The sequence below is a fragment of the Sporosarcina sp. FSL W7-1349 genome, assembly GCF_038003045.1.
Classification (GTDB): Bacteria; Bacillota; Bacilli; order Bacillales_A; family Planococcaceae; genus Sporosarcina.
On record NZ_JBBOOK010000001.1, the window covers coordinates 340,085 to 366,866 of the forward strand.

Consider the following 26,782-nt stretch of genomic DNA (forward strand, 5'->3'; position numbering starts at 1 on the left):
CAATGGACCGTGCAAAAACAGGGGTTAAAAATATATATGAATATGTTAGGAGTTCCGCAACAGCCAATCCAGAAAAAATTGCAGTGGTAGATGATTACGGGCGGTACACCTATCCACACTTATTAGCTGAAGTTCAAAAAATGGCAGGTGCGTTTAAGTCATATGGTATCCAAAAAGGAGATGTCGTCTCTTTTCAACTGCCAAATTGGGTTGAATCCATCATTATTCATCAAGCACTTGCCATGATTGGGGCCGTCACCAATCCGATTGTTCCTATTTATCGAAGTCATGAAATGAAATATATATTAAAACAATCCAAGACAAAAATGTTATTGATTCCGAATACATTCAGAGGATTTGATTATCTTGAAATGATCCGTTCCATTCACCCCAAATTACCTGATTTAAAAAATGTGATTATTTTAGACAAATATAACGAAAATCCAAGTTTAGAAGAACATTTTGAAATCGGTTACACAAACTTTATAGAAGAAGGCGTTCCACATGAAGAATGGGAATCGGTTTCTACGGAAGATCCGGCACTTCTACTTTATACATCTGGAACGACATCTCTGCCAAAAGGTGTATTACACAGTCATCTTACACTTCTAAATGAATGTTCATCCATTATTGACTTGTATGAGTTGACTGACTCGGATGTCGTATTTATGCCATCGCCTGTAACCCACATTACGGGATTATTGTTCGGGATGGAAATGCCCTTCATGATTCAAGGGAAAGTTGTCTTACAAGATATCTGGGATCCCAAAAGAACAATTCAATACTTACTTGAAGAAAAATGTACATGGACGATGGGGGCAACCCCATTTCTCAAAGGGATTACTAGTGAAATATCGGAACAAGAAGCAGAAGAAATACATCTTAAGTTTTTTTGTTGTGGAGGAGCGGATGTACCGCCTGACTTGGTAATCCATGCAACTAAAATTCTAAAATGCCACGTATCCAGGGCATATGGATCTTCCGAATTTCCAACACTATGCGCTTGCGGACCGAACGAACCCATTGAGAAAGCAGCTTATACCGATGGGAAGTTGTTTAAAAAGGCACAAGCAAAAGTCGTAGATAAATTTGGACAAACACTTCCTTTGGGAGAAGTCGGAGAATTAGCCATTACGGGTCCCGAGTTATTCTTGGGATACAACCGAGAAGAAGATAACAAAACAGCATTTTTAGAAGATGGCTACTTTCTCACGGGGGACTTAGGCGTACTGGATCGGGAAGGTTATATTGAAATTAAAGGCAGGATAAAAGAAATTATTATTCGCGGAGGCGAAAATATCAGCGTTAAGGAAGTCGAGACGATTCTCTATAGGCATCCAAAGATATTATCAGTCGCCATCGTTGCCTTGCCGGACGAGAAGATGGGTGAAAGAGGATGCGCGTGTGTTGTCTTAAAAGAAGGAGTTCAAACATTAGACTTAGCCGAAATGAACAGGTTTTTAGTGGAAAGTGGGATTTCTAAACAGAAACTACCGGAACAACTAGAAATTATGGAGGAATTACCTACTACAGCTAGTGGAAAAATACAGAAATTTGTCTTGAAAGAAAATCTATTAAAAAAAGTAACGGAGGAATCGAAATGAAATTTGTGAACTTAGAAGTAAATGACTTTATCGGCATCGTTACAGTCAACAGACCACCAGTTAATGCAGTAAATGGAGAAGTATACGAGGAAATTAATAAAACCTTTCAGTCCATTAATGAAAGAACGGATATTCGAGTAGTTATCTTTCGAGCAGAGGGAGAAAAAGCCTTTTTGGCAGGAAATGATTTGAATGAATTTTTAACTATGAATCCAGAAAATGCAGATGAAAGAATGTTAGTAGTTCGTGAAAGTTTTTGGGCGGTGTATGACTGCCAAGTTCCGGTTATTGGAGCAATCAATGGTGCAGCACCAGGTACAGGATTGGCGTATGCCTCTGTATGTGACATTATCATCGCCTCCGACAATGCCTATTTTAGTTTACCTGAAATAAATGTCGGGGTTATGGGAGGGGCAAAACATCTATCACGCTTGGTTCCGCAAATGGTTGTTAGGTATATGCACTATACAGGGGATTCACTTTCAGCTGCGGAAATGAAAGAATATGGTGCTGTTTTAAAAGTAGTACCACAAGAGGAGTTACTAGAAGCATCATTGGAAGTTGCACGCGCCATTGCAAAGAAAAGCCCGATAGCTATTCGAATGGCAAAGAAGAGCTTAAATACGATAGAGTATATGGATTTAAAAGAAGGCTATAAATTTGAACAAAGCCTATCGAGGGACCTTTCGGGATATGAGGATTCGAAAGAGGCTGTGAATTCATTTTTGGAAAAAAGAGAACCTGTTTTTCAAAATAAATAATTCCTTAAAGTCTTGATTTGAAACTGGACCCAGGGGTTGATCTTTCCTGGGTGTAAGCAAAATCACTAATAGATAAATTACCTTTTTATGATAAGTCTGCTAACTGGCATTCGAGTAATTTGAAAAGTAAACCGGGTTCGATGAATACCTAATATCAATTTACTAAGGGGCGATAGGTTTGAAAAAAAAGAATAGATTTATTTTCAAGGGTATTCTTGGGTTTCTACTTATTTTGTCAACACTATTAACGGCTTGTTCGGGTGGTTCATCGGGTTCTAATTCTAATGAGAATGCAAAAGATGCCATAAAAATTGGTTTCATTACAACATTAACAGGCAGTTCGGCTAGTTCGGGAGAGCTTCAAAAATATGGAGCTGAATTAGCAGTGAAACATTTGAACGAACAAGGCGGAATTATGGGGAAACAGCTAGAGTTAGTCGTTCGGGATGATAAGGGACAACCCGAAGAGTCGGTAAAAGCTGCTCGGGATTTACAGAGTAAAGGGATAAACTTGTTTGTCGGAGTGATTAGCAGCAGTGTCGCCTTAGCATTATCTCCAGCTATGGAGGAAATGGATTCCGTATTTATTAATACAGCATCCCATTCGGATCGGCTGACTGGGGCGGATTTTAATAAGCATTATTTTCGGATCACAGATAATGCTCAAATGAGAAACGCTGCCGGTGCCAAAATTATTGCTGAACGTTATCCTGATGTGACGAAGTGGGCTACTTTTTCTCCTGATTATGAGTATGGACATAATACGCACGATCAGTTTTTTGCAAATCTAAAGAAATACAACCCGGAAATTGAGCTGATTCATGAATCTTGGCCGCCATTCGGTTCACCAGATTTCAAAAATTATATTACGTCCGTTCAAAGCGCCAAACCTCAGGGAGTCTTCTCCTCGCTATATGCGGGAGATGCGATTGTAATGTCAAAACAAGCCCAACCGTTCAAGTTTTATCAAGGTTTAGAACTATTCATCAACCCTTCTGCGGAGGAAGATATCCGTGAACAATTGGGTGCCAACATGCATGAGGAATGGGGCGGGGTGCATTATTACAGTAAGGCCTATGATAACCCATTGAACACTGAATTTGTAAAGGACTTTGAGGAACAACACGGAGAGGAGCCGACCGGCTTTAGCGCGGAAACTTACAATGCTATTTTAGCACTGAAAGCAGCTATCGAAAAGGCAGATTCTTCTACTACCGAAGATGTAATAAAAAATTTAGAAGGTTTGGAGTTTGATAGTTTGACTGGAAAAAGGCTTATAAGAGCTGAGGATCATCAGGCTATTAAAGACGTTATTTGGGTTCATGTGGTCCCGACCGAGGAAGCGCCGGGATGGAAAGTAGAAGATTACGTTTTGATACCAGGTGCGGATGTTATCGATCCACCATCAATCAATTAGATACAACACCGGGTGGATAACCCGGTGTTTGTAATAAGAGGGAATTTGGGAGGGGAAAAAGTTGACTACAATTTTACTTCCGCTAATAAATGGTCTGTCACAGGGAATGTTATTATTCTTGATTGCCTCGGGGTTGACTTTAATTTTTGGGGTTTTAGGAATTTTAAACTTTTCACATGGTGCGCTTTTTATGATCGGGGCTTATGTGGGTTATTCTCTGACAAAGGGAGCCATCATTTCTCCTGTTGTTTTCATACTAGTTACACTTGCCTCGGGAATAGCAGTTGCTGTTTTAGGCGGAATTGTTGAAACGTTTATTTTAAGAAGAATCTATAAGGTAGAAGAAATATTCGCATTGATCGCGACCTTTGCGATTCTCCTGATTCTTGAAGGGGCCACTCATTTAGTTTGGGGCGGGAGTTACCTAACCGTAAGTCATCCACAAGGACTGGAAAGCGGATTTACTTTTATGGATATGGTCATTCCAACATATTCAATTGTAGTTGTAATTACAGGAGTAATTGTAGCCGGATCACTGTTTTTTATAATTCAAAAAACGTCATTTGGAAAATTAATTAGGGCTGCCGCCGCGGATTATAAAATGACAAATGCCTTAGGGGTGAATGTGCCTCTTATATTTACATCTGTTTTTATGTTTGGAGCCTTCTTAGCTGGTATTGCGGGGGTTATTTCAGCCCCCACAACAGTATTAACACCGGGTTTAGCCATGACATTCATTATTCAAGCGTTTGGGGTTGTCGTCGTTGGAGGATTGGGGAGTATCCCGGGTGCACTGCTAGCCGCCCTATTACTTTCCGTAATCGATTCTTATGTTACTAGCTTTGTTCCTTTTTTAGCCGGTGTTGCTTTTTTTCTCAGCATGGTAATTATTCTGTTAATAAAGCCAAAAGGGATATTAGCGTAACTTTGATTCTGCTTCTTAAGGAGGATTACATTGGAATATAAGAACAAACAGAATAAGATGATTCTATTTGGGATTGTTATAGTATTTATTCTTGCCCTCGCACCGGTTTTTTTGGATGGCAGTATTATTTATCGATTATCAAGTATCTTGATTAGTGCGTTATTTGCGACTAGCTTCAACCTCATATTTGGTTATACAGGGATGGTTTCATTTGGACAGGCAGCCTATTTTGCTATCGGAGCTTATACGGTTTCTTTGTTTTTGAATGTGGTTCCCTCATTCTTTTTAGGATTAGGGCTGGCAGCTTTAATTAGTGCCATCGCCGCTTTAGTACTCGGATTTATTGCATTACGAACAGCGGGTATCTATTTTGGGATTTTGACGCTTGCATTGGGTGAATTAGTATACCAAGTATTTTACAAGTCCAATTGGGCTGGTGGACAAAATGGGATTGCGGGCATCAAAGCGCCCAATATGAACTTTTTTGGATGGGATTTAAAACTAGCGGGAATGCCTTATTATTATTTTGCAATATTGGTTACTGTTCTGCTCTCTTTTTTGATTTTGTGGGTTGTTGTGAACAGCAGGTTTGGCAAAACTCTCATTTCTATTAAAGAAGACCCGGTTCGAGCAGAGTTTTTAGGAGTTAATGTGAAGCGGTATCGGTTAATCGCTTTCATTATTTCTGGAATGTTCGCAGGAGTGGCAGGCGGATTATCAGCACCGTTAACGAGCATTATTACAGCGGATCTTGCTTCGTGGACGAACTCAGCTACACCTATTATCATTACTCTTTTTGGAGGGTATGCATACTTTCTTGGTCCGACCGTGGGGGCTTTTATTTACGAGTTTTTCCGGTATGCAACAGCATCTTTCTCGGATGCTTCCAATTTACTGATCGGTTTGATGTTACTTATTGTCATACTTGTATTGCCAAAAGGAGTTTTAGGATTGATAGACATCATTCGTACGAAGAGGACGAAGCTCAGTAAATATAAGATGGAAAAAAATCAAAAGGAAGTGGATAAGGAGGTAGTAGTTTATGACGAAGGCACTTGAGGTGAGAAATGTATCTAAGGTGTGGCCCGAGATAACCGCATTGACTAATGTGAATTTTTCATTGGAAAACTCTGAAATACATTCGATCATTGGTCCGAACGGAGCCGGGAAGAGTACGTTTTTTGGCGTTATCTCAGGTGAACTTGAACCTACGGAAGGGGAAGTCTGGTTTGGAGGACAAATGGTAAATAAAATTCCCGCTTGGAAAAGAACAAGAATGGGAATGAGTAGAGCTTTCCAAGTACCAAAAGTATTTCCTGGGTTATCGATCGAAGAGAATCTACTTGTTTCACTTCGCATTGAGGAAAAGTGGAAAGATAGATTAAAGGCTAAAGGGTTTTGGAAACCTTCAGCTGCTTCTATGAAAAAGACCGAGGAGTTTCTGAAGGAAGTAGGGTTGTATGAGCAAAGAGAAAAAAATGTGAAAAACATTTCCCATGGGGATAAAAAAAGACTTGAAATTGCTATCGCTATTGCTTTTGAGCCCAAATTGTTGCTCTTAGATGAACCAACTGCCGGAATGTCGCCTGAAGATACGATAGAAACGGTGAAGTTAATAAAAAAGATTCATGAATTATATCGACCCACTATTTTATTAACCGAACACAATATGGACTTAGTTTTTTCGATTTCTCATCGAATTACTGTTTTGAGTCGCGGACAAGTTATCGTTACAGGTAAACCTGAGGAAATTCAATCGAATGAGCTAGTGAAAGAACTGTATTTGGGGAAGGAGGATGGACAAGATGTTGCAAATACGTAATCTAGAGGCTTATTACGGGAGTAGCTATATTATCCAAAATATCTCCCTTAACGTAGGTGCGAAGCAAGGAGTTGCGCTATTAGGAAGAAATGGTGCAGGAAAATCCACTACGCTAAAAAGCATTATGAATGTAGAACCTAAAGTAAAGGGAGAAATAATTTTTAATGAAAGCAATATTTCTGGAAAAAAGCCATACCATTTAGCTCGTATGGGATTAGGATATGTGCCAGAAGATCGTAGGATATTTGCTGATTTAACAGTTGCCGACAACCTCCAAATTGGCCAATATGGATCGAAAAAAAGGATAGAACCTTATGATATTGATGAAATAATGGAGTTATTCCCGTTGATGGAGAAGTTCAAAAATAGAAAGGGTGGTCAATTAAGCGGAGGTGAACAGCAAGTAGTTTCGATTGCCCGCACTATCATGTCAAAGCCTAAAATTGTACTTTTGGATGAGCCTACCGAAGGACTAGCCCCTATTATCGTCCAATCACTGAGGGAGACCATTGCCAAAGTCATTCAGGAGTTGGGGATAGGAATACTATTGGCAGAACAGAACATTAATTTTTCGAGAAACTTGACACAATACGTTTATTTAATGGATCAAGGAAGAGTTATCTTCGAAGGTACATGGGAAGAATTTGACCGGCAGCCTGAACTGAAAAAGAAATATATCGCTGTCTAAAAATCCGTAAGGAAAATAGTAAAGAAACATCGGGAAGGATGATGTAAATGCAGTTTCTTGAGAAAGCGGTAATAGTCACCGGGGCTGGAAGTGGCTTGGGGAAAGAAATAGCTTTACAGTATGCTCAAGAAGGGGCTTCCCTAGTTATAACCGACATAGATGCGGAAAAATTGAATCATGTTACCGAACAGATCAAGGAAAATGGGGGAAGTGTGATAGGTGTGGAAGGCGATGTCAGCAACATAGAACATGCAAAACACACGGTTGATTTGGCGATAAAAACTTTTAACAAAATTGATGTTCTGGTTAATAATGCGGGGATTGCGGATTCCATTGTCCCAACACTTGAGCAAGATATCGAATATTGGCAAAAGATAATAGATGTTCATCTGCGCGGCACCTTCCTTTTCAGCAAATTGGTAGGCTCACATATGATCAAGGAAAGGTACGGAAAGATTGTAAATATATCTTCTATTGCCGGTCTGACAGGTTTACCGCAAAGGAATGCCTATGGCGCAGCGAAGGCAGGAATCATAGCGTTTACCCGTTCCCTTGCCTCCGAATGGGCACAGTATCAAATTAATGTGAATGCAGTAGCTCCAGGTTATATCATGACTCCTTTAGTACAAGATATATTATCGAATACTAGAATTGTACATGATAAACTAAAACGTAGAATACCTAGCGGAAAATTAGGCAACCATTGGATATTGCGAATGCTGTATTATTTTTATCATCAAATAAGGCTACATATATAAATGGGGTTTGTTTACCTGTTGATGGGGGATGGACGGCATTTGGTGATAGTGGTGATGCGTATCATTTATAAATCAAATAGAATAAGGTAGCCTGAATTATTCATAACCTAAACTCCAATCTTTCAGAAGTCAGGATTTCCAAGTGCTTGAAAATAGACATTCCATCCCACAGACGAAACAGATTTAACGTGAAAAAGAGCCCTTCTTTTGGTAATGTCATAGGTAACGAAACCAAGGATACATGGGGAATGACTCCTTATTACTGGTTAAAATTAACTTTATAGAATAATTTTGACGGTGATGACCAAAACAACGCTACGGGGTTAAAGCTTTATACCTAATCGTCTATTATTCCTAATGATTTGGTAAAACACTTACTATGCAAGTTATACACCTCTTATATCCAAGGCGATAATAGATTCTTTTCAGTAGTCGATTTCTCTGTAAATAATGTATCGGATTATGATTTAGGGTATTTAAATCAGGATAGAGGTAGTAGTAATTTGAAGTTCTATTTTCTAAGCTCGTTGTGCGATCAAATCATTCGGTGTGATGGACGATCTTGCTGAACGGCTAGTAGAAATTTTTTGATGGAGGAGATTTGGAAGTTGAAGGTAAATGCTATGATGGATCCCAAAAAAGAAATGATTAAAATGGCTGCTGAATTATTTGAAAAGCAAGGATATCATAAATGTTCGATTCAAGATATTGTACAACCATTGGGAATAACAAAAGGGTCATTTTATTACTACTTTAAAAATAAAGAAGAATTACTATATTATATACATGATGAAATGATTACTTACCTAATAAGAAAAACGGAGAGTTTAGTAAACGAAAGGCAAGATTCACAAGAAAAACTATATGGAATTATAAAAGCTTTATTAGAAACGATTCATCATTACAAATCGAATGTTATTGTTTTTTATAAGGAGATGGCCTATTTAAGTCCGTCTCACTATGAAGAAATAAAAATAAAAAGAGATTATTACCATAGTATGATATTGGATAATACGAAGGATGAAATGGAGAATGGCACATTTAGAAAGGATTTAGATCCGGAAATCATGACATTGGCCATTCTAGGAATGTGCAACTGGGCATATCAATGGTACCAACCGGAAGGAAGATTTGACGTTGATGAAATTGTTGATATTTTCTTTCGAATTTTAAAGGACGGCATGTTTTTTTAGCCTAAACTAAATTTAAAAAGGTTGTGATGTTGATGGAAAACGTATATATTGTGGCAGCCAAACGAACGGCAATCGGGACGTTTGGACAATCATTAAAATCATATTCCGCTGTGCAGCTAGGTGAATTTGTCGTGAATGAATTATTGCATGATCTTCCGGCAGTAAAGGAAGAAGTGGACGAAATTCTAATCGGCAATGTGTTTAAACATGGATTGAAAGGCAATCCGGCACGCCAAATAGGGATTCGTACTGGACTGCCCATTTCCGTTTCGGCGATGACGATCGATATGCAATGCGCTTCGGGTCTAACAGCCATCATTCAAGGGGCGAATAATATTCGAAGCGGTCAAAGTGATATCGTTGTAGCAGGTGGCATTGAAAGCATGACAAATGTCCCGCATTTGATGCTGCAAAGTAGGTGGGGGACACGTCTAGGAAATACACCCGTCGTCGATGCGTTGCTTCATGACGGATTAGTCTGTGCAATGGAAGATTATCATATGGGCCTCACGGCAGAAAATCTAGTGGACCGCTATGGCATTTCACGGGAAGCACAAGATGCGTTTGCATTGGAAAGCCAGGAAAAGGCATTGCGGGCCATCGAGGAAAATCGATTTGTAGAGGAAATCGTACCGGTACCTGGTAAACGGGAGGATGAATATTTCAGTGTTGACGAACATCCGCGCAGTACATCGCTCGAACGGTTGGAAAATTTAAAACCCGCCTTTAAAAAGGAAGGTACCGTAACGGCTGGCAATGCATCAGGTTTAAATGATGGTGCAGCAGCTGTTCTGCTCGTCTCCGAGAAGGCATTAAAACGCCTGAATCTGAAGCCCTTAGCGAAAATTGTTGCGACGGCTACATGCGGAGTACAGCCATCGGTTATGGGAATCGGACCCGTCCCGGCCATTTTGAAAGCGCTTGACAAATCCGAGATGAATATGGATGACATCGACCTTTTTGAAATTAATGAGGCATTTGCCGCCCAAGTACTTGCCGTCAACATAGAACTCAATATTCCGCTCGGAAAATTAAATGTGAACGGGGGAGCCATCGCTTTGGGTCATCCGGTAGGCGCATCAGGGGCTCGTATCATCGTCACATTATTACATGAACTAAAAAGACAAGGACTACACAAAGGAATCGGTTCATTATGTGTAGGTGGTGGACAAGGTGCAGCCGCAATCCTCGAAGTTGTTTGAGAATGTACTCGTTGTAGGAGGAGGCTTGATGGGAGCGGGGATAGCGCATGTCCTTGCGGAAAATGGGGTACATGTCACATTAGTAGATCAAAATGCTCGAGAATTGGAACGTGCCCAACAGCGAATTGTAAAAGCGCATGAAAGGAAGCATTCGGAGACGGAGGTTCAATCAATTCTCGGCAATATACTATTTTCCACAGATATGAATGAGGGAAAGCATTGTATATTGGCGATTGAAGCCGTACCCGAAAAAATGGAGATCAAGCAAGCGGTTTTCAAGAGGTTAGATGAACTATTGCCGCCACAAGCCATTCTCGCAAGCAATACATCGTCTTTATCGATTGCTGCCATGAGCAGCGTGACAACTAGGCCGGCTCAAGTGGTCGGTATGCATTTTTTCAGCCCGGTACCTTCAATGCGGCTAGTAGAAATTGTACGTGGAATCAATACATCAGAGGAAACAATAGAAAAGGTACGGGAATTTGGGGAACAGATTGGAAAAGAATTGATTATCGCAAAAGACTTACCTGGATTTACGGTGAATCGCGCATTAGTTCCCTTTTTGAATGAAGCTGCGTATCTCGTCATGGAAGGCAATGATCCAGAGGAAATTGACCGCGGCTTGATGCTCGGCGCAAACCATCCAATCGGGCCTTTGAGACTTATCGATTCTTTAGGCGTCGACGTCTTGCTATTTACAATCGAAAGCTTGTATGAAGGCTTCAATGATTCGAAATATCGACCATGTCCATTATTGAAAAGAATGGTAGGGGCGGGGCATTTAGGAAAGAAATCCGGTAAAGGATTTTATGTGTACTCATAAAAGAAGTGGCTCCTAAGTACCAGAAAATACACTCTTTAGTGTGTATGTACCAGAGTGGTACGAGGGCGCTGGCGCTAATTATGCAAGTCATTTGTCTGCAGCTATATTCATATATATAACTTTCAAACTAACTAGAAAAAAGGGTGAAAAAAAGATGGATTTCAATATTATTCGATGTGCACGTACCGTTTTACATGTGACTGACCTGGACGCTTCAAGAAAATTTTACGTGGATACACTCGGTTTTATTGAAACGGAATCGGATTCCGAGAATCTTTATTTGAGAGGGCTCGAAGAATATAATCACCACAGCATTCACTTGAAAAAAGCGAAGAAACCCGTCGTGGAAGCGCTCGGATACAAAGTGGCGTCCGATGCAGATCTAATCGCTTTGGATAATTATTTTACGGAAAAAGGCTTTCAGACGAAATGGATCAAGGAAGGCGAGCAGCGTGCCATGGGGCGTACACTCCGTGTGCAGGATGTCTCCGGGCTTCCGATAGAATTTTTCGCTAAGATGGATCATGTAGAACGGCTTCTTCAGCGCTATGACTTATACAGAGGGGCTCGCATCCAAAGAATAGATCACTTCAACTGCATGGTGGAAGACGTGGAAAAAGCTCAGGAATTCTATATGAAGGAATTGGGCTTTGCGTGCTCCGAGTATACGGATACTAAAGAGGGAGAAGTGTGGGCTACCTGGCTTCACCGCAAGCAAACCGTCCATGATCAAGCATTCATGAACGGGGATGGTCCGCGTTTGCACCATGTAGGGTTTTGGCTCCCTGATCCGCTTGCCTTGATTCACGCATGCGATGTGCTGGCAGCTTCAGGTTATGGGAAAAGCATAGAAAGAGGGCCTGGGCGTCACGGATTGTCCAACGCATTTTTCCTATACTTGAGAGATCCGGACGGACACCGACTGGAGTTTTACAGCGGCGACTATCTGACAAGTGATCCCGACTTCAAGCCGATCCGCTGGGACATCGATGACCCTATGCGTCAAACATTCTGGGGCCACGAAGCGCCAGACTGCTGGTTCAACGAAGCATCCACCGTCCTTGATGTGATCAGTGGCAAGGAAGTGCCGATGAAAGCGCCGAAACTGGCGAAGCGTAAGCCGGAATTTGTCATTTAAATGTATTGGGTTGGCGGCGGGAACGCAACAGATCTATGTGTACGAATTCAACAAAGCGAGGGCACTACTGGCATTGCTGTGTGGAATCGAACACACGAGTTCTACAAAATCGTTGATAAGAAATAAAAAAGTAAAACGGTCAAAAGCGAAAGAACGCGCTTTTGACCGTCTTTTTTCGTCAGTTTGTGCCCAATGTGGAAAGTGACTAGGTAACATTTTTCCGAAAGGAACTCTTACTTCTATACCAAGTTTTTATTATTTTATTATTTTATGGTTTTAAAATCAATTACCCCTACTTTTGTGTAGCCCCGTCATGTCTAAATGCACGAGTTCTATCCTATTGAATTTTAACGCTAGGTAAATGAGAAGAACCGTTAATCCCTCAGATGCAGGAAAGACGAGCCAAATTGCATTAGGACCGAAGAGATTCGGTAAAATCCAAATTAAAGGGATGAATAAGAGTAGGCTACGATTTAAGACAATCCATGTTGCAAGGCGGATTTTTCCGATGGATTGATAAAATTCCACAAAGACCATGTTGATCCCTAAAAACAGATAACCCGCAAAAAAGTAGACAATCCCAATTTTCGTAAAATCGACGATTTCGGGAATATCGATCCCGAATAGGTCAATAATAACTCCTTTTCCGAACAATCCAATCATAAATACAGTTGCTCCAAGGCCAAATGCTGTTATAATCGCAATCCGAATAAATTGTTTCATACGTTGATGAAGTTTTGCACCATAATGGTAACTTGTAATAGGTTGCAGGGCTGCTCCTATCCCGATAAAGAGCATAAGAAAAACCGTATGCATATAGTTGACAACTGCATAAGCCACAACCCCCGTTTCCCCGACAAAACGGCTAAATGTTATGTTAAATGCAACCATCATCACTGCAGCTGAACCTTCCACGATAAAACTCGGAAAACCAATGGAGAAGATGTGACCGACTAAGGAAAAATCAAGTTTCACGTGAACGAATCCTAATTGTTTTTTCTTTGATAAGAAGTGTGTAAGTAAAACAAGGATTCCTATAAACGCCCCGATTACTGTTGCATAAGCAGCCCCTTTTACTCCCCATTGAAAAATGAAGATAAAAAAGTAATTTAAAAAAATATTCACAACAGATGTCACAATTAATCCTGCCATCGCAAGCGTAGGATTTCCGTCGTTTCGAATAAAAATACTTAAAATATTCTCAAGTACAAATACAAGCCCAAACAAAAGAATTATGTGAAGATAACCGTCAACATATGAAATAATCGAGTCATTTGCTCCGAATAAATAAGCAATCGGCTGCTCAAACAATAGACAGAATACAATAATCAATCCTGTTGTCGTAATCGCAAGAATAATAGAATGTGTAAATATTTCTTTCGCACGGTGGTGATTGTTTTGACCATGTGTAATGGAATACAACGTGGCACCACCCATGCCTATCCATAGAGAAACAGACAAAATAACCGAGTAAATCGGCACTGCGATGTTAACACCCGCTAGCCCTTTTTCTCCAACACCATAACTGACGAATAGTCCATCGATTAAAATATTGATAGCCATCAATACCATTCCAGATAAAGACGGAATTAAATACTTTGTAAATAATTTTCGAGGCTCCATTGTTTGCATCATTGAATAATTGTTTTTCACAAAAAGTACCACCTAAAGTTTAAATTCTTCGAAGTCTGCTCCGTTTTTAAATGCCTTTTTTTCCTTTTATGCTATGATGATAAAGTATTCGGTTACCGTATAGTCAAGAGTGAAGAGGTGAAAAATTGGGGTTTACAAAAAAACTTTTTGCGACAGGAGAATTTGCAGATTTATGTGGTGTGAAAAAGCAAACGCTTTTTCATTATGATGAAATCGGTCTTTTAAAACCAGAGTATAAAAACGAAAATGGGTATCGCTATTATTCCGTTCAACAAGCAGAGGTTTTTAGCGTGATTGAAATGCTAAAAGAAATTGGTATGCCTTTAGCAGAAATTAAAAACTTTTTACATTTCAAAACACCAAAGGAAACCATTGCATTATTAACGGAAAAAGAAGAGATGATGAAAAAGAAAATCATGAAAATGCAGCGTACACAGCTAATTATACAAAACAAGAAAAAGCATATTGAAGAAGCATTACGGTTGAATTTTGATCGGTTTACAATAGAAAAAATGGGAACAGAATACTATGTATTAAGTGAAAGTATTTTAAACTGCTCTGATAAAGAATTTACGAAGTTGATTATGTCGTTTATTAAATATACAAAGCGAGAAAGACTTGATACTGGCTATCCTATTGGAGGTTTGATTCGTCAAGAGCAGGTAGAGGAGGGAGATTACTGGAATTATTCGCATTTTTATATGCGTGTGGCTCAATCTGATTTAGCAGAACCTTTTATCAAAAAAGCCGGAAAATACGTTGTTGGCTATCATAAAGGAAGTTATGTGACGATTCAAGAAACCTATAAAAAAATGAAAAATTATTTGGATAAGGAAGGGTATCGTATTTGTGGTGATAGTTTTGAGGAGTATGTAATTGATGAGGTAAGTGTAAGTGGGGAAAATAATTATGTAACAAAAATAATGATACAAGTAGAAGAAAAGTAAGCAAGCTGCTCCTTTTTTCAACCGTTTTAGTTTTCTTAAAGCACTTCATAACCATTACTAAGTAAATGAAACGCGACCTGTCCCCAGATAGCAGACAGGTCGCTTTTTCGATTCGTTTATTCCATATATCCAGCGGGGTCCGCTTCCACTCCAAACCATACATGGGCATATCCGTCGTGTATGCCGACGCCCATTACGGTCAAGTCTGCCCAAAATCCGTTTCCAATAATGACGTTGTTATGACCAGGAGAGCCTTGCCAAAGGCCAAGTGTCCCAGCAGGGCTCAATTTTGGGCTGGCGTAAGCAGATATTTCAAATCCGTTTCCTTGATAGCTTGTAAGTTCTTTTGGTTTATTCCACATTCCTTCTGCATATTCATGATCGCCGGTATAACATACAGGGCTCCATGTCCCGTTGGCTGACCAACTGTGTAAATTACAACTTTCGCCACGGCCGTCAACACTGTTCTTATTGTAGTAGTGGATGGAATCATTCACATGGGTTCTTGCGACTGTTGTCATTGATTTTGAGATAGGTAATGGCTTGAGTCCCAATGATTCACGATATTCGTTAATTAAGCGGGCAAGCTCTTTTTCATCTTCTGTAAGAGTGTCTGAATCGACTAAATAAGGCTTTTTTGTAGCTGCAGGTTGTTCATTGACTTTCCCATTATTATTGCTAGTTGTCTGACTGTCGTTTTTATTCGATACAGGGGCTTGTTCAACGGAAATTTTGTTATTCAGTGCTTGAATGGCAGATGTAATTTTCCCCAATGCCTGTCTTTTTGAAGCAATTGACTTACGGGCGGCAGCAATATCGTTTCTGTTTCGGTTTAATTTGTTTTTTATCTCGGTATACTTTTGATTGATCTTTGTAATTTCATTTTTAAGAGAGGCCGCTTTTGTTTGAAGTTGCTTATATTTATCTTGTAATGCGGCTAATCCCTTCGAGTATTCCGCTTTTTGATTTTTTGACCCCTTTAATAGGGCGTTGTTATTTTTCCGGTAATCTTTTATCTGTTGATTCAAAGTTGAGATTTGTTTTCGCTGAGCTGTGAATTTTGATTGCAAGACGTCTAGTTCGGCTCTTATTTTTTGAGCATCCAAGGTTAGCGTTTTATTAGTAGTCAGCAAAGAATTTAATTTTGCTTGATCGTTCTTTATTTGCTGAGAAACCTTATTTTGCTCTGTTACTAATGATTGGCGTTCAGCGTTGTATGTATCAATTGGATTTGCCGCTTCTGTGACAGATGGCACGATAATCCCAATTGTTATGACGCTAATGATTACCATGCAACTGTAGATTAATTTTCTATACAGTCTTTCCATTCCCATTCCCATTCCCCCTTGTTTATCCGGTAACTATAGCATAGTACATTTGGTAGGGATTGGCTATGGTTGTCGGGATAAATCTATGTGATGAAAAAGTGGTGTAAAACGGTAAATTAAATGACTTTTGGAATAGCTATTTCGACTAGAAAAGTGTATGTGTCTTTTGGCAGGATAATTTTCTATCCCAAACAAAAACCGCACCCTGAGCATTAAGCCGAAGTGCGGTTTTTCCATGGTATTCATTTTTAGGCAATCCAATCTTCTTTCGGGATATCATTCGCTTCTTTCTTCATATAATAACGACCTTTCGTCGTGATGCCGAGGACGATGGTCAAAATTGCAGCCAGGAGTGCTGCGAAGAACGCTGCCGTACTTTGCAGGAATGTGCCCATATAGCCGAGCGCGGCAATCGTCCCAAGTACAGTCGGCACGATCAACGATACAACCCCGACTGGATTCCATTTATATAGATTTTCCTGTCGCGATTCGTAATAGCGAGGACCGATTTTCAGCCATTTCTTGAGGACCAGTGCATCGGTCACCAGAACCGCCGCCCAACTCATCAATGCGACGCCTTGGAAAGTCATAGCGGTATCGAGATGATCGATAATGCCACCGAGCATCAGGATCATAGCTGTGACGCCTCCCACGACTACCCAGAAACGGCGGCCTGGCGTAAAGCCGAATACGTTTTCAAAAAAGCTCGATAGGGACAGCGAGCTGCTGTAAATATTGGTGACGTTGATGCGGATCTGTGTGAGCAATGTAAACAACACACCGCCGAGCCCTAATAGGACGACAATGTAAACGCCCGGGTTTGATTCACCAAGTGTGACACCGAACCAAATCCCGAGGCCGCCCATCACGCCAAAACAGAAAATTTGTGGAATAAAACCGATGGCGATGGAACCGATTTTCAAGTCTTTCGGTTTTAAAAAACGTGCGTAATCCGATGCGATCAACGCGGTTAGTCCCATAATGCCGTGCTGCATTCCTATGCATAACAGCAATGCCGTTCCACCGATTTGGACGCCTTCGGGCATATAGGTCCAGAAACTGCCGTCGTACAGTGACGTGCGGTTGAACGTGAGGACAATTGCGGTGATCAAGAAGACGGCGAAAAGCGGCAATGACCATTTTTGTAGTTTGTCCAATTGTTTAATGCCGAACCAGTTTAATGGAATGACCACTGAACCGAAGACGACAATCAAGAGCCACATGGGGATGGCGGGGAAATAAGCATGGACAGCAGTGACCAAGATCATGCCTTCAAAGGCACAATACATGATGAAATTCGAGGCGTAGATTAATGAGGTTAAGGAGGCCCCGATGTAACCGAATCCTCCGCGGGATAATAAATTGACGTTCATGCCGGATTTTGCTGACAGATAAACGATGAAGCTTCCGAGGAGGCCTGCGACAATAATGGCATAGGTTGCCGAAATGATGGCATTCGCTGCTCCAAATTGCAATGCCATGACGCTGCCCATCTGGAAATAGAAAATAGCAGTTGCGATGCCGAATGTGATATTGGTGATGCTTAACCATCCCATTTTACGTTCTTCACGTGGGACACGGTCAAATGAATAGTCACCCGTTGTTTCTTCTCCGTGGCGTAAACTAGGTTCTCGTAAGTTTTTTTCTCGTAAGTCTCGTTCTCGTACATGTTGATCTGCAGTAATATCAGATCGCATTCAATCAAGTCCTTTCTATATTCTTTTTTAACATTCTTTGTCTCAGTGAACAGTAGACAGGGGGTGCTGCAGATCTTATGGAGGAAAAAAGCGGTTTTCAAGCTAAGAGGACGTCAGCATTCTGTTGATTCACCACGGACAAAAAAAGCAGTGATTACTTCCACCCAGACGTCTGCTGGAGCGGATCAGATCACTCTGCTTTATATTTTAACATATTTCTGTTTAAATAATGGATTTTCTTCACCAAGTCGTACTATTTTCCTATATAATTTCATGGGGTAACGATATTAAATATAGGCGAAAGTAGAGGCTTTCTAGTCGTATATAGCATATTCTAAATCGAAAGCAAAGGAGGAAAAAATAATGGTGCGATTTGATTTTGATTACGACGATTATGGGAGACGTCACAGAAGACGACGTCCGCATTTTCAATATCCATTTTACCCATTTTATCCAACCTATCCAATCTACCCGCCGTACTACCGCTATCCCTACAATCGTTATCCTTACTATCACCAACCATATAACCGTCCATATGGCTATTAATATAGAAGATGTTATTGAATTAAAAAACAAGGACCGACAGAATCTTAGGATTAGATACTGTCGGTCCCTTTTTATTTATTTTTGCTAACTTATCCAAAGAAACAAATTCTGGTTTCTTGCCCTTGATACGGTTTTTTCCGGCTTATCGGTTCTGTATGCCTCCATTAGCAGTCATATTACCTCGAAATATCAGACTATAATAATTTCATTGAATACTCATTATAGTATAATGGGTAACAGGTTAGCTTTTGGGAGAGATATGTCTATGAAATCATATTTGGGGAGTGAGAGTATGACAAACAAAGCAGTAAATAAGGTAGGGGTAACGATTGGCTCGCTTCAATTTGTGGTCGAACGGGGAAAAATTAAAGAATTCGCGCTCGCCATAGGGGATGACAACCCTCTTTATTATGACGTGGAGACCGCACGTGCGGTAGGATTTAGAGATGTCCCGATTCCTCCCACCTTTCCGACGGTGCTTGAGATGTGGGGAGGCCTCGATTTTGAAGCGCTTTTCGAAGTGCTTGAAATGAATCCGCTGAAAGTGCTCCATGGCGAGCAGGAATATACGTATCTCAAGGATATTTGTGCAGGCGATGAAATTACGGGGCAGATACGTGTGAAAGCGGATGAAGTGAAACGGGCAATGCGGCTAGTGACATTAGAAGGGGAATTTGTGAATCAACAAATGGAAGTAGTACTCCTATCGAAGAGTGTGGTCATTGAACGGATGTAATTCGTTTATATTGGATGAAAGTGAACAGAAGTCCATGATGAAAAAGGAGGATTTTCTATGCAAATATTAGAACCGATTGAAAAACCCGAAATCACACATCAACAACTCGTCAAATATGCGGGAGCCTCTGGTGATTTTAATCCCATCCATACCGTTGTCCCTGTTGGAGAGGCGGCTGGATTGGGAGGCGTGATCGCTCATGGAATGTTGGCAATGGGATTTGCCGGACAAGCCCTTGCGCAATGGTTTCCACGCAAAAATCTTCGTAATTTTAAGGTGAGATTCAAAAAGATGACCCGTCCTGGGGAGAAATTGACGATTTCAGGAAGTGTATTGGAAGAGGTGGAACGGGACGGCGAAGTGTGGTTAATCGGTAAGGTGATTGTCGCAAGCGAGGAAGAAACGAAGCTCGACGGACGATTCGAAGTTATTAAAGAATAGGAATCTTGCTGAGTATTTATTGAATAAAACGTACTAAAAAAGAAAGGTGTGTGTAAAATGGATTTAGGATTGAAGGATAAAGTCGCGCTTATTACAGGTGGAAGTAAAGGAATCGGTTTTGAAACGGCCCTTACCTTAGCTGGAGAAGGTGCGAAAGTAGCGATCTGTGGAAGAAACGAAGAAGCACTACTGGAAGCTTCCCAAAAAATCTATGAAAAGACAGGAACCCGACCACTGCATGTAGTGGGGGATGTTACGGTGGAAGAAGATTGCAAGCGCATCGTCAATGAGACAGCAAGTCATTTTGGCGGGGTGGATATTTTGGTGAATAACGCCGGGACGAGTTCAGCGAATCCCTTTGAAGAGGTGGATGCCTCTCTTTGGCAATATGATCTCGACTTGAAATTATTCGGGGCCATTCATTGTGCCAAAGCCGCAATCCCGTTCATGCGTGAAAAGGGAGGCGGCGCCATTTTGAATGTAACGGCAGCCATCGCCAAAACGCCATCCGCCTCTTCGTTGCCAACTACTGTCAGCAGGGCTGCGGGAATGGCGTTGACGAAGGCGATGAGCAAAGATTTGGGACCGGATAACATCCGCGTCAATACGGTTTGCATCGGACTGATCCGAAGTGATCAAATCGAAAAGCTGTGGAAAAAGACTGCGCCGGATCTGACTTTCGAAGAATACAGCCATGATGATAGACACCAAATTCCGCTAGGTCGGATCGGGGAGACGGAAGAAGCGGCCAAAGCGATTGCATTTCTCGTCTCCGACGCTGCTTCCTACATCTCGGGGACATCACTTAATATTGATGGAGGAAAGGCTGGAGTTTTATAAATATCCTTGCATCCGAGCCGGTCGATCGGCATTTTATATCGCTTCTAGAAGTTTTTTTATTAGATGAAAAAATAAATTGAAAATATACATTATATACCTCTATACATTAAAAAACCTTTCTATTACTATATAGAAATTGATATGTGTAGAGGTGTTATTGTGAAGAAGTCTATAATTTTAGCGTTCGGTTTGTTTTCTTTTCTGCTGACGATGTCTGATGTCCAAGCTGCCAGTTGGCAAGAAGGTGACGTAATCACAGGTACTTTTATGCCAAAAGTGGTCGATACAAACACCATTACAATTGAAGAAGATGCACGAGTGACATTTACATTAAAAGATAATGAAGATGAACACGAGTATAGTTTTCTTACAGATTATAACGTGATGTTGTTTGACAGCATGGAGCAGAAAATTGCATCTATATCAACCTATCGTGCCGATGACGATCAAGAAAAAACGGTGCTACCCGTGAATTTTAAAAAAGGCACATATCGAGTCAAGGTTGCTGGTACGGGGGTGGATTCTCAAGGTGATTATGCCGTGAGCTTTAAAACGGGTCCAATTGTAGGGAATGATTTGGAGCCAAATAACGGAAAATCAACGGCAACCCCCTATAATATCGGTGAAACCTACCAAGGCGATTTGAATGGCTCAGTTTTTTCAAATGATAATGACCTATACAAAGTAGAAGTCCCGACATTTGGGAAAGTAAAGGTTCAGCTGCAAAAGACAGAAGGCACATCGGTCGGGAATGCCCATTTTGATATGACTATTATCGATGAGAAGGATGTAAACAGATTCTCCTTAACAAGTTTTTACGGCAATTTGAATGATATCGAAGTCTTACTCCAACCAGGCACGTACTATTTTAATATTCGTTTAGGAAACACAAAACAAGCCATTGCTAAATACACGTTTACAACTTATTTTGTACCGTTAAACGAACAGGATTGGGAAAGTGGGCGCAATACGAGTATAGCAAGAGCCGATGTGCTCGAAAATAACAAAACATATAATGGCTTTTGGTACAGTTCACCTTATGCCCATTCGCAGACGCACGATTATTACAAGTACACATTGGCGAAGGATGCAAAAGTGACGTTTATTGCCGATTCACCTGGAACTTTAGGGGAACTCACTTTTTTAGATGAAAACGGTGTACAGTTGCCATATCTCGGTTACGTAAACAGTGACACGAGTAAAATCATTACGACAAAAGAGTTGGAAGCCGGGACGTATTATTTGATTTATTACTCACGCCACGGAGGAAGAAAAGGCTATGAAGGGTATAATATCAAGTTGCGTATCGAAAGCTTTTCTGACGTTCCCGCGACACATTTGTATTACGAACCAATTGAAGCACTTGCACAATTAGGTATCAATAAAGGGTATATGGATGGCACGTTCCATCCGCATGAAGCGATTCAACGAAAGCATGTCTTTGCTTTACTAAACCGTGTTGAGGGATTATCATTGTCAAAAATACGTGCAATGAAAACTTTCAAGGATGTAACTGTCAAGCATCCAAATTACCCGGAAATGAAAGCTTTTTATGAAGCCGGGATCATTGACGGAAACGGTTCATACCTAAATCCCGGGTCAAACTTGACGCGCGCACAACTAGCAAAAATTTTAGTGAATACGTTTGATTTAAAAATGAATGGCGAAGGGATGCTTTTCAGTGATGTGAATCCAGCAAATAGCTTTTATGAATATATTCAAATTCTAGCAAGCAATGGGATCACCATAGGGTCAAACGGAAAATTCATGCCAAACGATCCAGTCACAAGACAGCATTTCTCGGTGTTCTTATTACGAACATTGGAATTGAAATCTTAAACAATCGAGCTACATCCTACATCCCGTGGACATCGCTTAATATGGACGGAGGAAAGGCCGGGGTCTTATAGACGTCGGCTTTTTCGCGTGACCAATATTCCTTCAAAATGGGCGAAGTCATGTCGTTATCCCTCTCTCTAATTCATACATATAAAATAGAAACCAATTGTTTGTAATAGCTTTCATTCATCCCAAATCCAAAACTTCGTAAAACATTTTCTCCTATGCTATCATGGTAACGTCATTCTGTGTCTAATAGCATAGGTGACTGTGAATGAAAACCAAAGGGCATCGTTTGCCCATCACTATAAATTTTAGATAGAAGGAATGATTTTATGCTGCAAACGAAGCTGGAATCAAACGCGCTTGCTGTCTTACAAGGAAAAATACAATTGATCGAGGCGGACGAGGGGGCCATCTATTTGGTCGGTCCCATCAAACTGCCGGTGAACCTATATGGGGAAACGGTCATTTTTCAATGGTATTGTTGGTTGCGTCATAGTCTTGTAACCGAAGATTACCAGGAAATCATCGATCAGCTGGCGACCGCTAATTTGGCGGACTATCAACAGTCCAGCGTGCTCGTCTATGGAGACTTTCAAGAAGCGGATGATGCGCTGATCCGCATGCATTCCATTTGTCATACAGGAGACATCTTCGGCAGTAAAAGATGCGATTGCGGCTATCAATTAAAACAATCGATGCAAAACATCGTCGATCATGGAACGGGTGCGTTGTTTTATTTAGCCGATCATGAAGGCCGGGGAATCGGTTTGTTCAGCAAGGCGATGGCTTATGTGCTCCAGGAAAACGGCCACGATACAGTGGAGGCGAATGAAAGCCTCGGATTCGTCGATGACTCCAGAAATTATGATGACGCCATCCGTGTTCTCAAAACATTGCGCTCCAAGCCCGTTAAGCTCATGACCAATAATCCAAAGAAACTGGAAGCGCTCCAGCAAGCTGGTCTTCCGATAGCGGGACGCGAACCGTTATGGGGCGACAAATCGGAGTTCAATGCGAACTATTTGCAAACCAAAGTCCTGCGTTCCGGACATATTGGAGAAGAAGGGGCTTGTCCAAATGACTAACCATGAATTTTATATGAAGTTGGCTCTTGAGAATGCACGTGCGATGAAAGGGCAGACGGATCCGAATCCTCTCGTCGGGTCGGTCATCGTGAATGATAACCGCATTGTCGGAATCGGCACGCATTTGAAAGCTGGGGAACCCCATGCGGAAATCCATGCGATCGGAATGGCTGGCGACAAGGCGAAAGGCAGCACGATTTATGTCACGCTTGAGCCATGCTCGCATTTCGGGCGGACAGGGCCGTGCGCGAAGGCTATTGTCGAAGCGGGAATACAAAAGGCAGTCATTGCCACATTGGACCCGAATCCGGTTGTTGCCGGAAATGGAGTTAAAATGTTGGAAGATGCGGGAATCGAAGTGCTCGTCGGGGTAATGGAAGAGGAATCCCGCATGATGAATGAAGTCTTCAATAAATTCATTGTTGAACAGAAGCCTTTCATTACGATGAAAGCCGGAAGCACATTGGACGGAAAAATTGCCACCCATACGGCGGACAGCAAGTGGATCACATCCGCCGAAGCGAGACAGGATGTCCATCTGTTGCGCAATGAACATATGGCGATTTTAGTTGGCGTTACGACCGTAATCGAAGATGATCCCGAATTGACAACAAGAATTCCGAATGGCCGCAATCCGATCCGCCTTATTTTGGACTCCACATTGCGGATTCCGCTGAATTCGAAGGTTGTGACCGATGGACAGGCGGAAACATGGATTTTCACGGCGCAGGAATATGACCAGGATGCCAAGAAAGAATTGGAGAAACGGGGCGTTTCCATTTTCCCGACTTCCGGCGCCCAGCAAGTGGATCCGAATGATGTCGTGCGGATTCTCGGTGAAAAACTGATTTCTTCGGTTTTGATTGAAGGCGGCGGCACGATCCATGCGGCTTTCCTGGAAAACCAGCTCGTCGACAAAGTGGAAATCTATCTTGCGCCTAAACTGGTTGGCGGCGCACAAGCCCCTACTTTCCTAGAAGGAACGGGCGTTGAATTGATGCGGGATGCGGTGGATTTGGAACATCTTCAGATTACACAAATAGGAAAAGACTTCAAATTCACGGGTTATCCGAAATATACTACTAAGCAAACTGAGGGTGTTAAATGAGATTCGGTTTTGATATCGATGATACGTTGATTAATCTGAGGGAGTATGCGTTTCATCTGTACAATAAAAAATTGAACCAGAATGTGGAGATAGAACTGTTTCATGCTTTGGAGAAGGTTGAGATTCACGAGCTTTTTGGCATGACAGCCGAACAAGGCAGTGAGATGTGGGGCAGTTCAATGGAAGAAATTTATTTCACCTCTTGTCCGCCTTATCCGGATGCAGTCGAAACTTTGCAGCGGCTTGCGAGGGAAGGGCATGAAATCTATTATATTACGGCAAGACCGGGAGTACATGGCGAGCGAACGATGGAATGGATGATGGACAACGGATTTCCGGTTCGCCCAGATCGGTTTTTTTGTGGAATGAAGGATGAAGACAAGGTACATATCATCAAAGAATTGGAACTGGACTATTACTTCGATGACAAACCCGCCGTTCTTGACACATTAAGGGACGGCACGTTACAAGTGTTTGCGAAGACACAATCCTATAACAAACATCTGGACATCCCCCGGATTACAGGTTGGACCGAACTATTCGAATTGCTGTAACTTCACGTAAAATAAATAGGCTGAATTTTAATTTTTCATGGGGACTATAGTTGATTGGAGTGGAAGGCGGGCGACTCCTGCGGGAATAGCATGAGCTGAAGACCCCGCAGGAAAAGCCGTAACGCAGAACGGCTTTTGCGCCAAAAAGCGCAGCGTTTGGCAGCACAGGATGCCTTAATTTCCGCAAAGTGCGCGGAAATACGGCAAGTCGAACCCTTCGCTGTTCGATTGGCTGAAGCCATGCCCGCGGAAAGCGCCCGCCTGCTCCTGTCGCTGCGCTTTCGTCGCAAACGAAAATTTGGAACGGAAAACAACGGTGAGATGAAATTTTCTAATTCAATATATATAGAAGACATCTTTTTTGAAAGTGCTGTCGGCTCGGAAACTTTTTCCGTTCAATAGGTGCCACTTCCCTTAAAAATTCCGGGGAAGTGGTCTTTTTTTCGTCCTTTTCGAAAAGGATAGGTTTTTATTTAATAATGTAGAATGTCTGTGCTATATTGGAGGAAGGAAAGAAGGTGACAGGTTGATGCGAAGGAAGTACGGGAGACTTCGGAAGAAAGGGAATATGATCGTATTTCCGGGGACATATGAAAAGCTTGTCGAAAAAGGATATACATACGTGGAGAGAGCGCAGTTCGACAAGGCGGTGGAAGCGTTTGACCAAGCCGTCCGTTATGAACCGGATTCCGTGGAGTTTCTTGGACCTTACGCAGTCGCCTTGTATGAGACGAAGGATTTCACCCGGGCAAAAGACGTGGCGAGCCGCTTGCTGCATAGCGGGACAGCCGATTATGTGGATGCAATGGAACTGTATTTGACGATCAGCATGCAGTTGCAGGAGTACGAGGAGGTGGAAATGACGATTGGGGCCTTGCTGGAAGAAGGGGCGGTCCCCCAAGAGCTGTTGAACAAGTTCCAGTATTTGCGGGAATTGAATGAGCGCCTCATGAAGCGTTATCCACCTGAAAAGGAAACGGATCCTGCACCGATGCCTTATTCGGTAGAGGAATTCCTGCAATGGGATCGGGATGCCCAACAGATGACCTTGGCTTCCATGGAGGGGACCGAGGTGACGCATCTGATTCCTTTCCTCGTCGAAGTGGTGGAGCGGGAAGAAGTGGCTCCGCTCGTCATCACATTTGCTCTCATTCTTCTTCAACAGGCAGGCTACGATGGCGAAGTGACCATTCGGAAGTACGGATCGGCCCGCACGATCATTCCTACGCAATTCGATTTGCCGACAGAAGACGAGCAAACTGTGGAGGTACTGCGCCAAATCGAGATGATGTTAATGAAAGACCCATCCCAGCTTGAACTGGCAAAAGGGCTGATTAAGAAATATTCGTTTCTCACATTTCCATTTGGTTGGGGGGATTTTCCGCCGGAGGAGATTGCGGCGGCGTATAAATCCTATTTGGATTGGCTATTTGATGGGGTGCCGTTAGCGGATACCGAGTTGATGACGCGCATCCGGGAAGTCGACGAGGGCTCGGAGTTCTAAAACTGCAATTCGGTTGAAGGAAATCTGTTGAAAGATGAAGAGACTGTGATATACTGAAATGGTTGTCAATGAGAATTAATCACGCCTCGGATGGCGTCTTGATTTTGAATAGTGTTATCACTTCCAAAGTCCATGACATCCGCCGGAGGCTATATCTGAATTTCAGT

Annotated in this window: 24 protein-coding genes and 1 pseudogene; 22 read left to right on the forward strand and 3 right to left on the reverse strand. The window is 41.8% G+C overall.

What is annotated here, in order from left to right; translation table 11 throughout:
- The first annotated feature begins 2 nt into the window (after window positions 1-2).
- The 12 genes and pseudogenes from MKY41_RS01680 to hpaD all read left to right on the forward strand — a co-directional run bounded on the left by MKY41_RS01680 (window position 3) and on the right by hpaD (window position 12,331).
- The gene (locus MKY41_RS01680; RefSeq protein ID WP_340743398.1) at window positions 3-1,604 is read left to right on the forward strand and encodes an AMP-binding protein; all 1,602 of its coding nucleotides are present in this window, start codon (window positions 3-5) and stop codon (window positions 1,602-1,604) included.
- Window positions 1,601-2,365: an enoyl-CoA hydratase-related protein gene (locus MKY41_RS01685; protein ID WP_340743399.1), complete on the forward strand. Its 765-nt coding sequence runs from the start codon at window positions 1,601-1,603 to the stop codon at window positions 2,363-2,365. Before MKY41_RS01680 ends, MKY41_RS01685 begins: the two co-directional genes overlap by 4 nt.
- 178 nt (window positions 2,366-2,543) lie before the next feature.
- Entirely contained in the window at window positions 2,544-3,782 is a 1,239-nt protein-coding gene (locus tag MKY41_RS01690) for an ABC transporter substrate-binding protein (RefSeq protein WP_340743400.1), read from the forward strand.
- Window positions 3,783-3,843: 61 nt separating this feature from the next.
- Window positions 3,844-4,707: a branched-chain amino acid ABC transporter permease gene (locus MKY41_RS01695; protein WP_340743401.1), complete on the forward strand. Its 864-nt coding sequence runs from the start codon at window positions 3,844-3,846 to the stop codon at window positions 4,705-4,707.
- A gap of 30 nt (window positions 4,708-4,737) precedes the next feature.
- On the forward strand, window positions 4,738-5,766 hold the full coding sequence (locus MKY41_RS01700; protein ID WP_340743402.1) for a branched-chain amino acid ABC transporter permease: 1,029 nt from the start codon (window positions 4,738-4,740) through the stop codon (window positions 5,764-5,766).
- Window positions 5,750-6,529, forward strand: coding sequence for an ABC transporter ATP-binding protein (locus MKY41_RS01705; protein ID WP_340743403.1), 780 nt, complete (start codon window positions 5,750-5,752; stop codon window positions 6,527-6,529). Before MKY41_RS01700 ends, MKY41_RS01705 begins: the two co-directional genes overlap by 17 nt.
- On the forward strand, window positions 6,513-7,217 hold the full coding sequence (locus MKY41_RS01710; protein WP_340743404.1) for an ABC transporter ATP-binding protein: 705 nt from the start codon (window positions 6,513-6,515) through the stop codon (window positions 7,215-7,217). Before MKY41_RS01705 ends, MKY41_RS01710 begins: the two co-directional genes overlap by 17 nt.
- Window positions 7,218-7,264: 47 nt before the next feature.
- Window positions 7,265-8,046, forward strand: a pseudogene (locus MKY41_RS01715) (SDR family NAD(P)-dependent oxidoreductase).
- A 537-nt stretch (window positions 8,047-8,583) separates the two neighbouring features.
- A complete protein-coding gene (locus MKY41_RS01720; protein WP_340743406.1) occupies window positions 8,584-9,168 on the forward strand; it encodes a TetR/AcrR family transcriptional regulator in 585 nt (194 codons plus the stop codon).
- 32 nt (window positions 9,169-9,200) lie between these two features.
- Window positions 9,201-10,370: a thiolase family protein gene (locus MKY41_RS01725; protein ID WP_340743407.1), complete on the forward strand. Its 1,170-nt coding sequence runs from the start codon at window positions 9,201-9,203 to the stop codon at window positions 10,368-10,370.
- Complete coding sequence (locus tag MKY41_RS01730) at window positions 10,342-11,193, forward strand: 3-hydroxyacyl-CoA dehydrogenase family protein (protein WP_340743408.1); 852 nt, start codon at window positions 10,342-10,344, stop codon at window positions 11,191-11,193. The genes MKY41_RS01725 and MKY41_RS01730 overlap by 29 nt, the downstream gene beginning before the upstream one ends.
- A gap of 154 nt (window positions 11,194-11,347) precedes the next feature.
- A complete protein-coding gene (hpaD, locus tag MKY41_RS01735) occupies window positions 11,348-12,331 on the forward strand; it encodes a 3,4-dihydroxyphenylacetate 2,3-dioxygenase (RefSeq protein WP_340743409.1) in 984 nt (327 codons plus the stop codon).
- 282 nt (window positions 12,332-12,613) lie between these two features.
- Here hpaD and MKY41_RS01740 read toward each other — a convergent pair whose 3' ends face one another.
- Window positions 12,614-13,966 (reverse strand): MATE family efflux transporter, encoded by a 1,353-nt coding sequence (locus MKY41_RS01740; protein WP_340745605.1) that lies wholly within the window; start codon window positions 13,964-13,966, stop codon window positions 12,614-12,616.
- 143 nt (window positions 13,967-14,109) lie between these two features.
- Between MKY41_RS01740 and MKY41_RS01745 the strand changes: the two genes are divergently transcribed.
- Complete coding sequence (locus MKY41_RS01745) at window positions 14,110-14,931, forward strand: MerR family transcriptional regulator (RefSeq protein ID WP_340743410.1); 822 nt, start codon at window positions 14,110-14,112, stop codon at window positions 14,929-14,931.
- Window positions 14,932-15,047: 116 nt separating this feature from the next.
- Here the strand turns inward: MKY41_RS01745 and MKY41_RS01750 are convergent, their stop codons facing one another.
- Together MKY41_RS01750 and MKY41_RS01755 are read right to left on the reverse strand one after the other, a co-directional pair.
- The gene (locus tag MKY41_RS01750; protein WP_340743411.1) at window positions 15,048-16,265 is read right to left on the reverse strand and encodes a CAP domain-containing protein; all 1,218 of its coding nucleotides are present in this window, start codon (window positions 16,263-16,265) and stop codon (window positions 15,048-15,050) included.
- Window positions 16,266-16,507: 242 nt separating this feature from the next.
- A complete protein-coding gene (locus MKY41_RS01755; RefSeq protein WP_340743412.1) occupies window positions 16,508-17,956 on the reverse strand; it encodes a purine-cytosine permease family protein in 1,449 nt (482 codons plus the stop codon).
- Window positions 17,957-18,794: 838 nt separating this feature from the next.
- Between MKY41_RS01755 and MKY41_RS01760 the strand changes: the two genes are divergently transcribed.
- From MKY41_RS01760 to MKY41_RS01800, 9 genes are all read left to right on the forward strand, one after another.
- Window positions 18,795-19,238: a MaoC family dehydratase N-terminal domain-containing protein gene (locus tag MKY41_RS01760; RefSeq protein WP_340743413.1), complete on the forward strand. Its 444-nt coding sequence runs from the start codon at window positions 18,795-18,797 to the stop codon at window positions 19,236-19,238.
- Window positions 19,239-19,295: 57 nt separating this feature from the next.
- Entirely contained in the window at window positions 19,296-19,679 is a 384-nt protein-coding gene (locus MKY41_RS01765) for a MaoC/PaaZ C-terminal domain-containing protein (RefSeq protein ID WP_340743414.1), read from the forward strand.
- Window positions 19,680-19,736: 57 nt separating this feature from the next.
- Window positions 19,737-20,519: an SDR family NAD(P)-dependent oxidoreductase gene (locus MKY41_RS01770; protein ID WP_340743415.1), complete on the forward strand. Its 783-nt coding sequence runs from the start codon at window positions 19,737-19,739 to the stop codon at window positions 20,517-20,519.
- 159 nt (window positions 20,520-20,678) lie between these two features.
- Window positions 20,679-22,358 (forward strand): S-layer homology domain-containing protein, encoded by a 1,680-nt coding sequence (locus tag MKY41_RS01775; protein ID WP_340743416.1) that lies wholly within the window; start codon window positions 20,679-20,681, stop codon window positions 22,356-22,358.
- A gap of 335 nt (window positions 22,359-22,693) precedes the next feature.
- Entirely contained in the window at window positions 22,694-23,449 is a 756-nt protein-coding gene (locus MKY41_RS01780; protein WP_340743417.1) for a GTP cyclohydrolase II, read from the forward strand.
- Window positions 23,442-24,557 (forward strand): bifunctional diaminohydroxyphosphoribosylaminopyrimidine deaminase/5-amino-6-(5-phosphoribosylamino)uracil reductase RibD, encoded by a 1,116-nt coding sequence (gene ribD / locus MKY41_RS01785; protein ID WP_340743418.1) that lies wholly within the window; start codon window positions 23,442-23,444, stop codon window positions 24,555-24,557. The genes MKY41_RS01780 and ribD overlap by 8 nt, the downstream gene beginning before the upstream one ends.
- Complete coding sequence (locus tag MKY41_RS01790) at window positions 24,554-25,111, forward strand: 5' nucleotidase, NT5C type (protein ID WP_340743419.1); 558 nt, start codon at window positions 24,554-24,556, stop codon at window positions 25,109-25,111. The genes ribD and MKY41_RS01790 overlap by 4 nt, the downstream gene beginning before the upstream one ends.
- Window positions 25,112-25,246: 135 nt before the next feature.
- A complete protein-coding gene (locus MKY41_RS01795) occupies window positions 25,247-25,513 on the forward strand; it encodes a hypothetical protein (RefSeq protein WP_340743420.1) in 267 nt (88 codons plus the stop codon).
- 127 nt (window positions 25,514-25,640) lie between these two features.
- Window positions 25,641-26,615: a tetratricopeptide repeat protein gene (locus MKY41_RS01800; protein ID WP_340743421.1), complete on the forward strand. Its 975-nt coding sequence runs from the start codon at window positions 25,641-25,643 to the stop codon at window positions 26,613-26,615.
- Window positions 26,616-26,782: the final 167 nt, after the last annotated feature.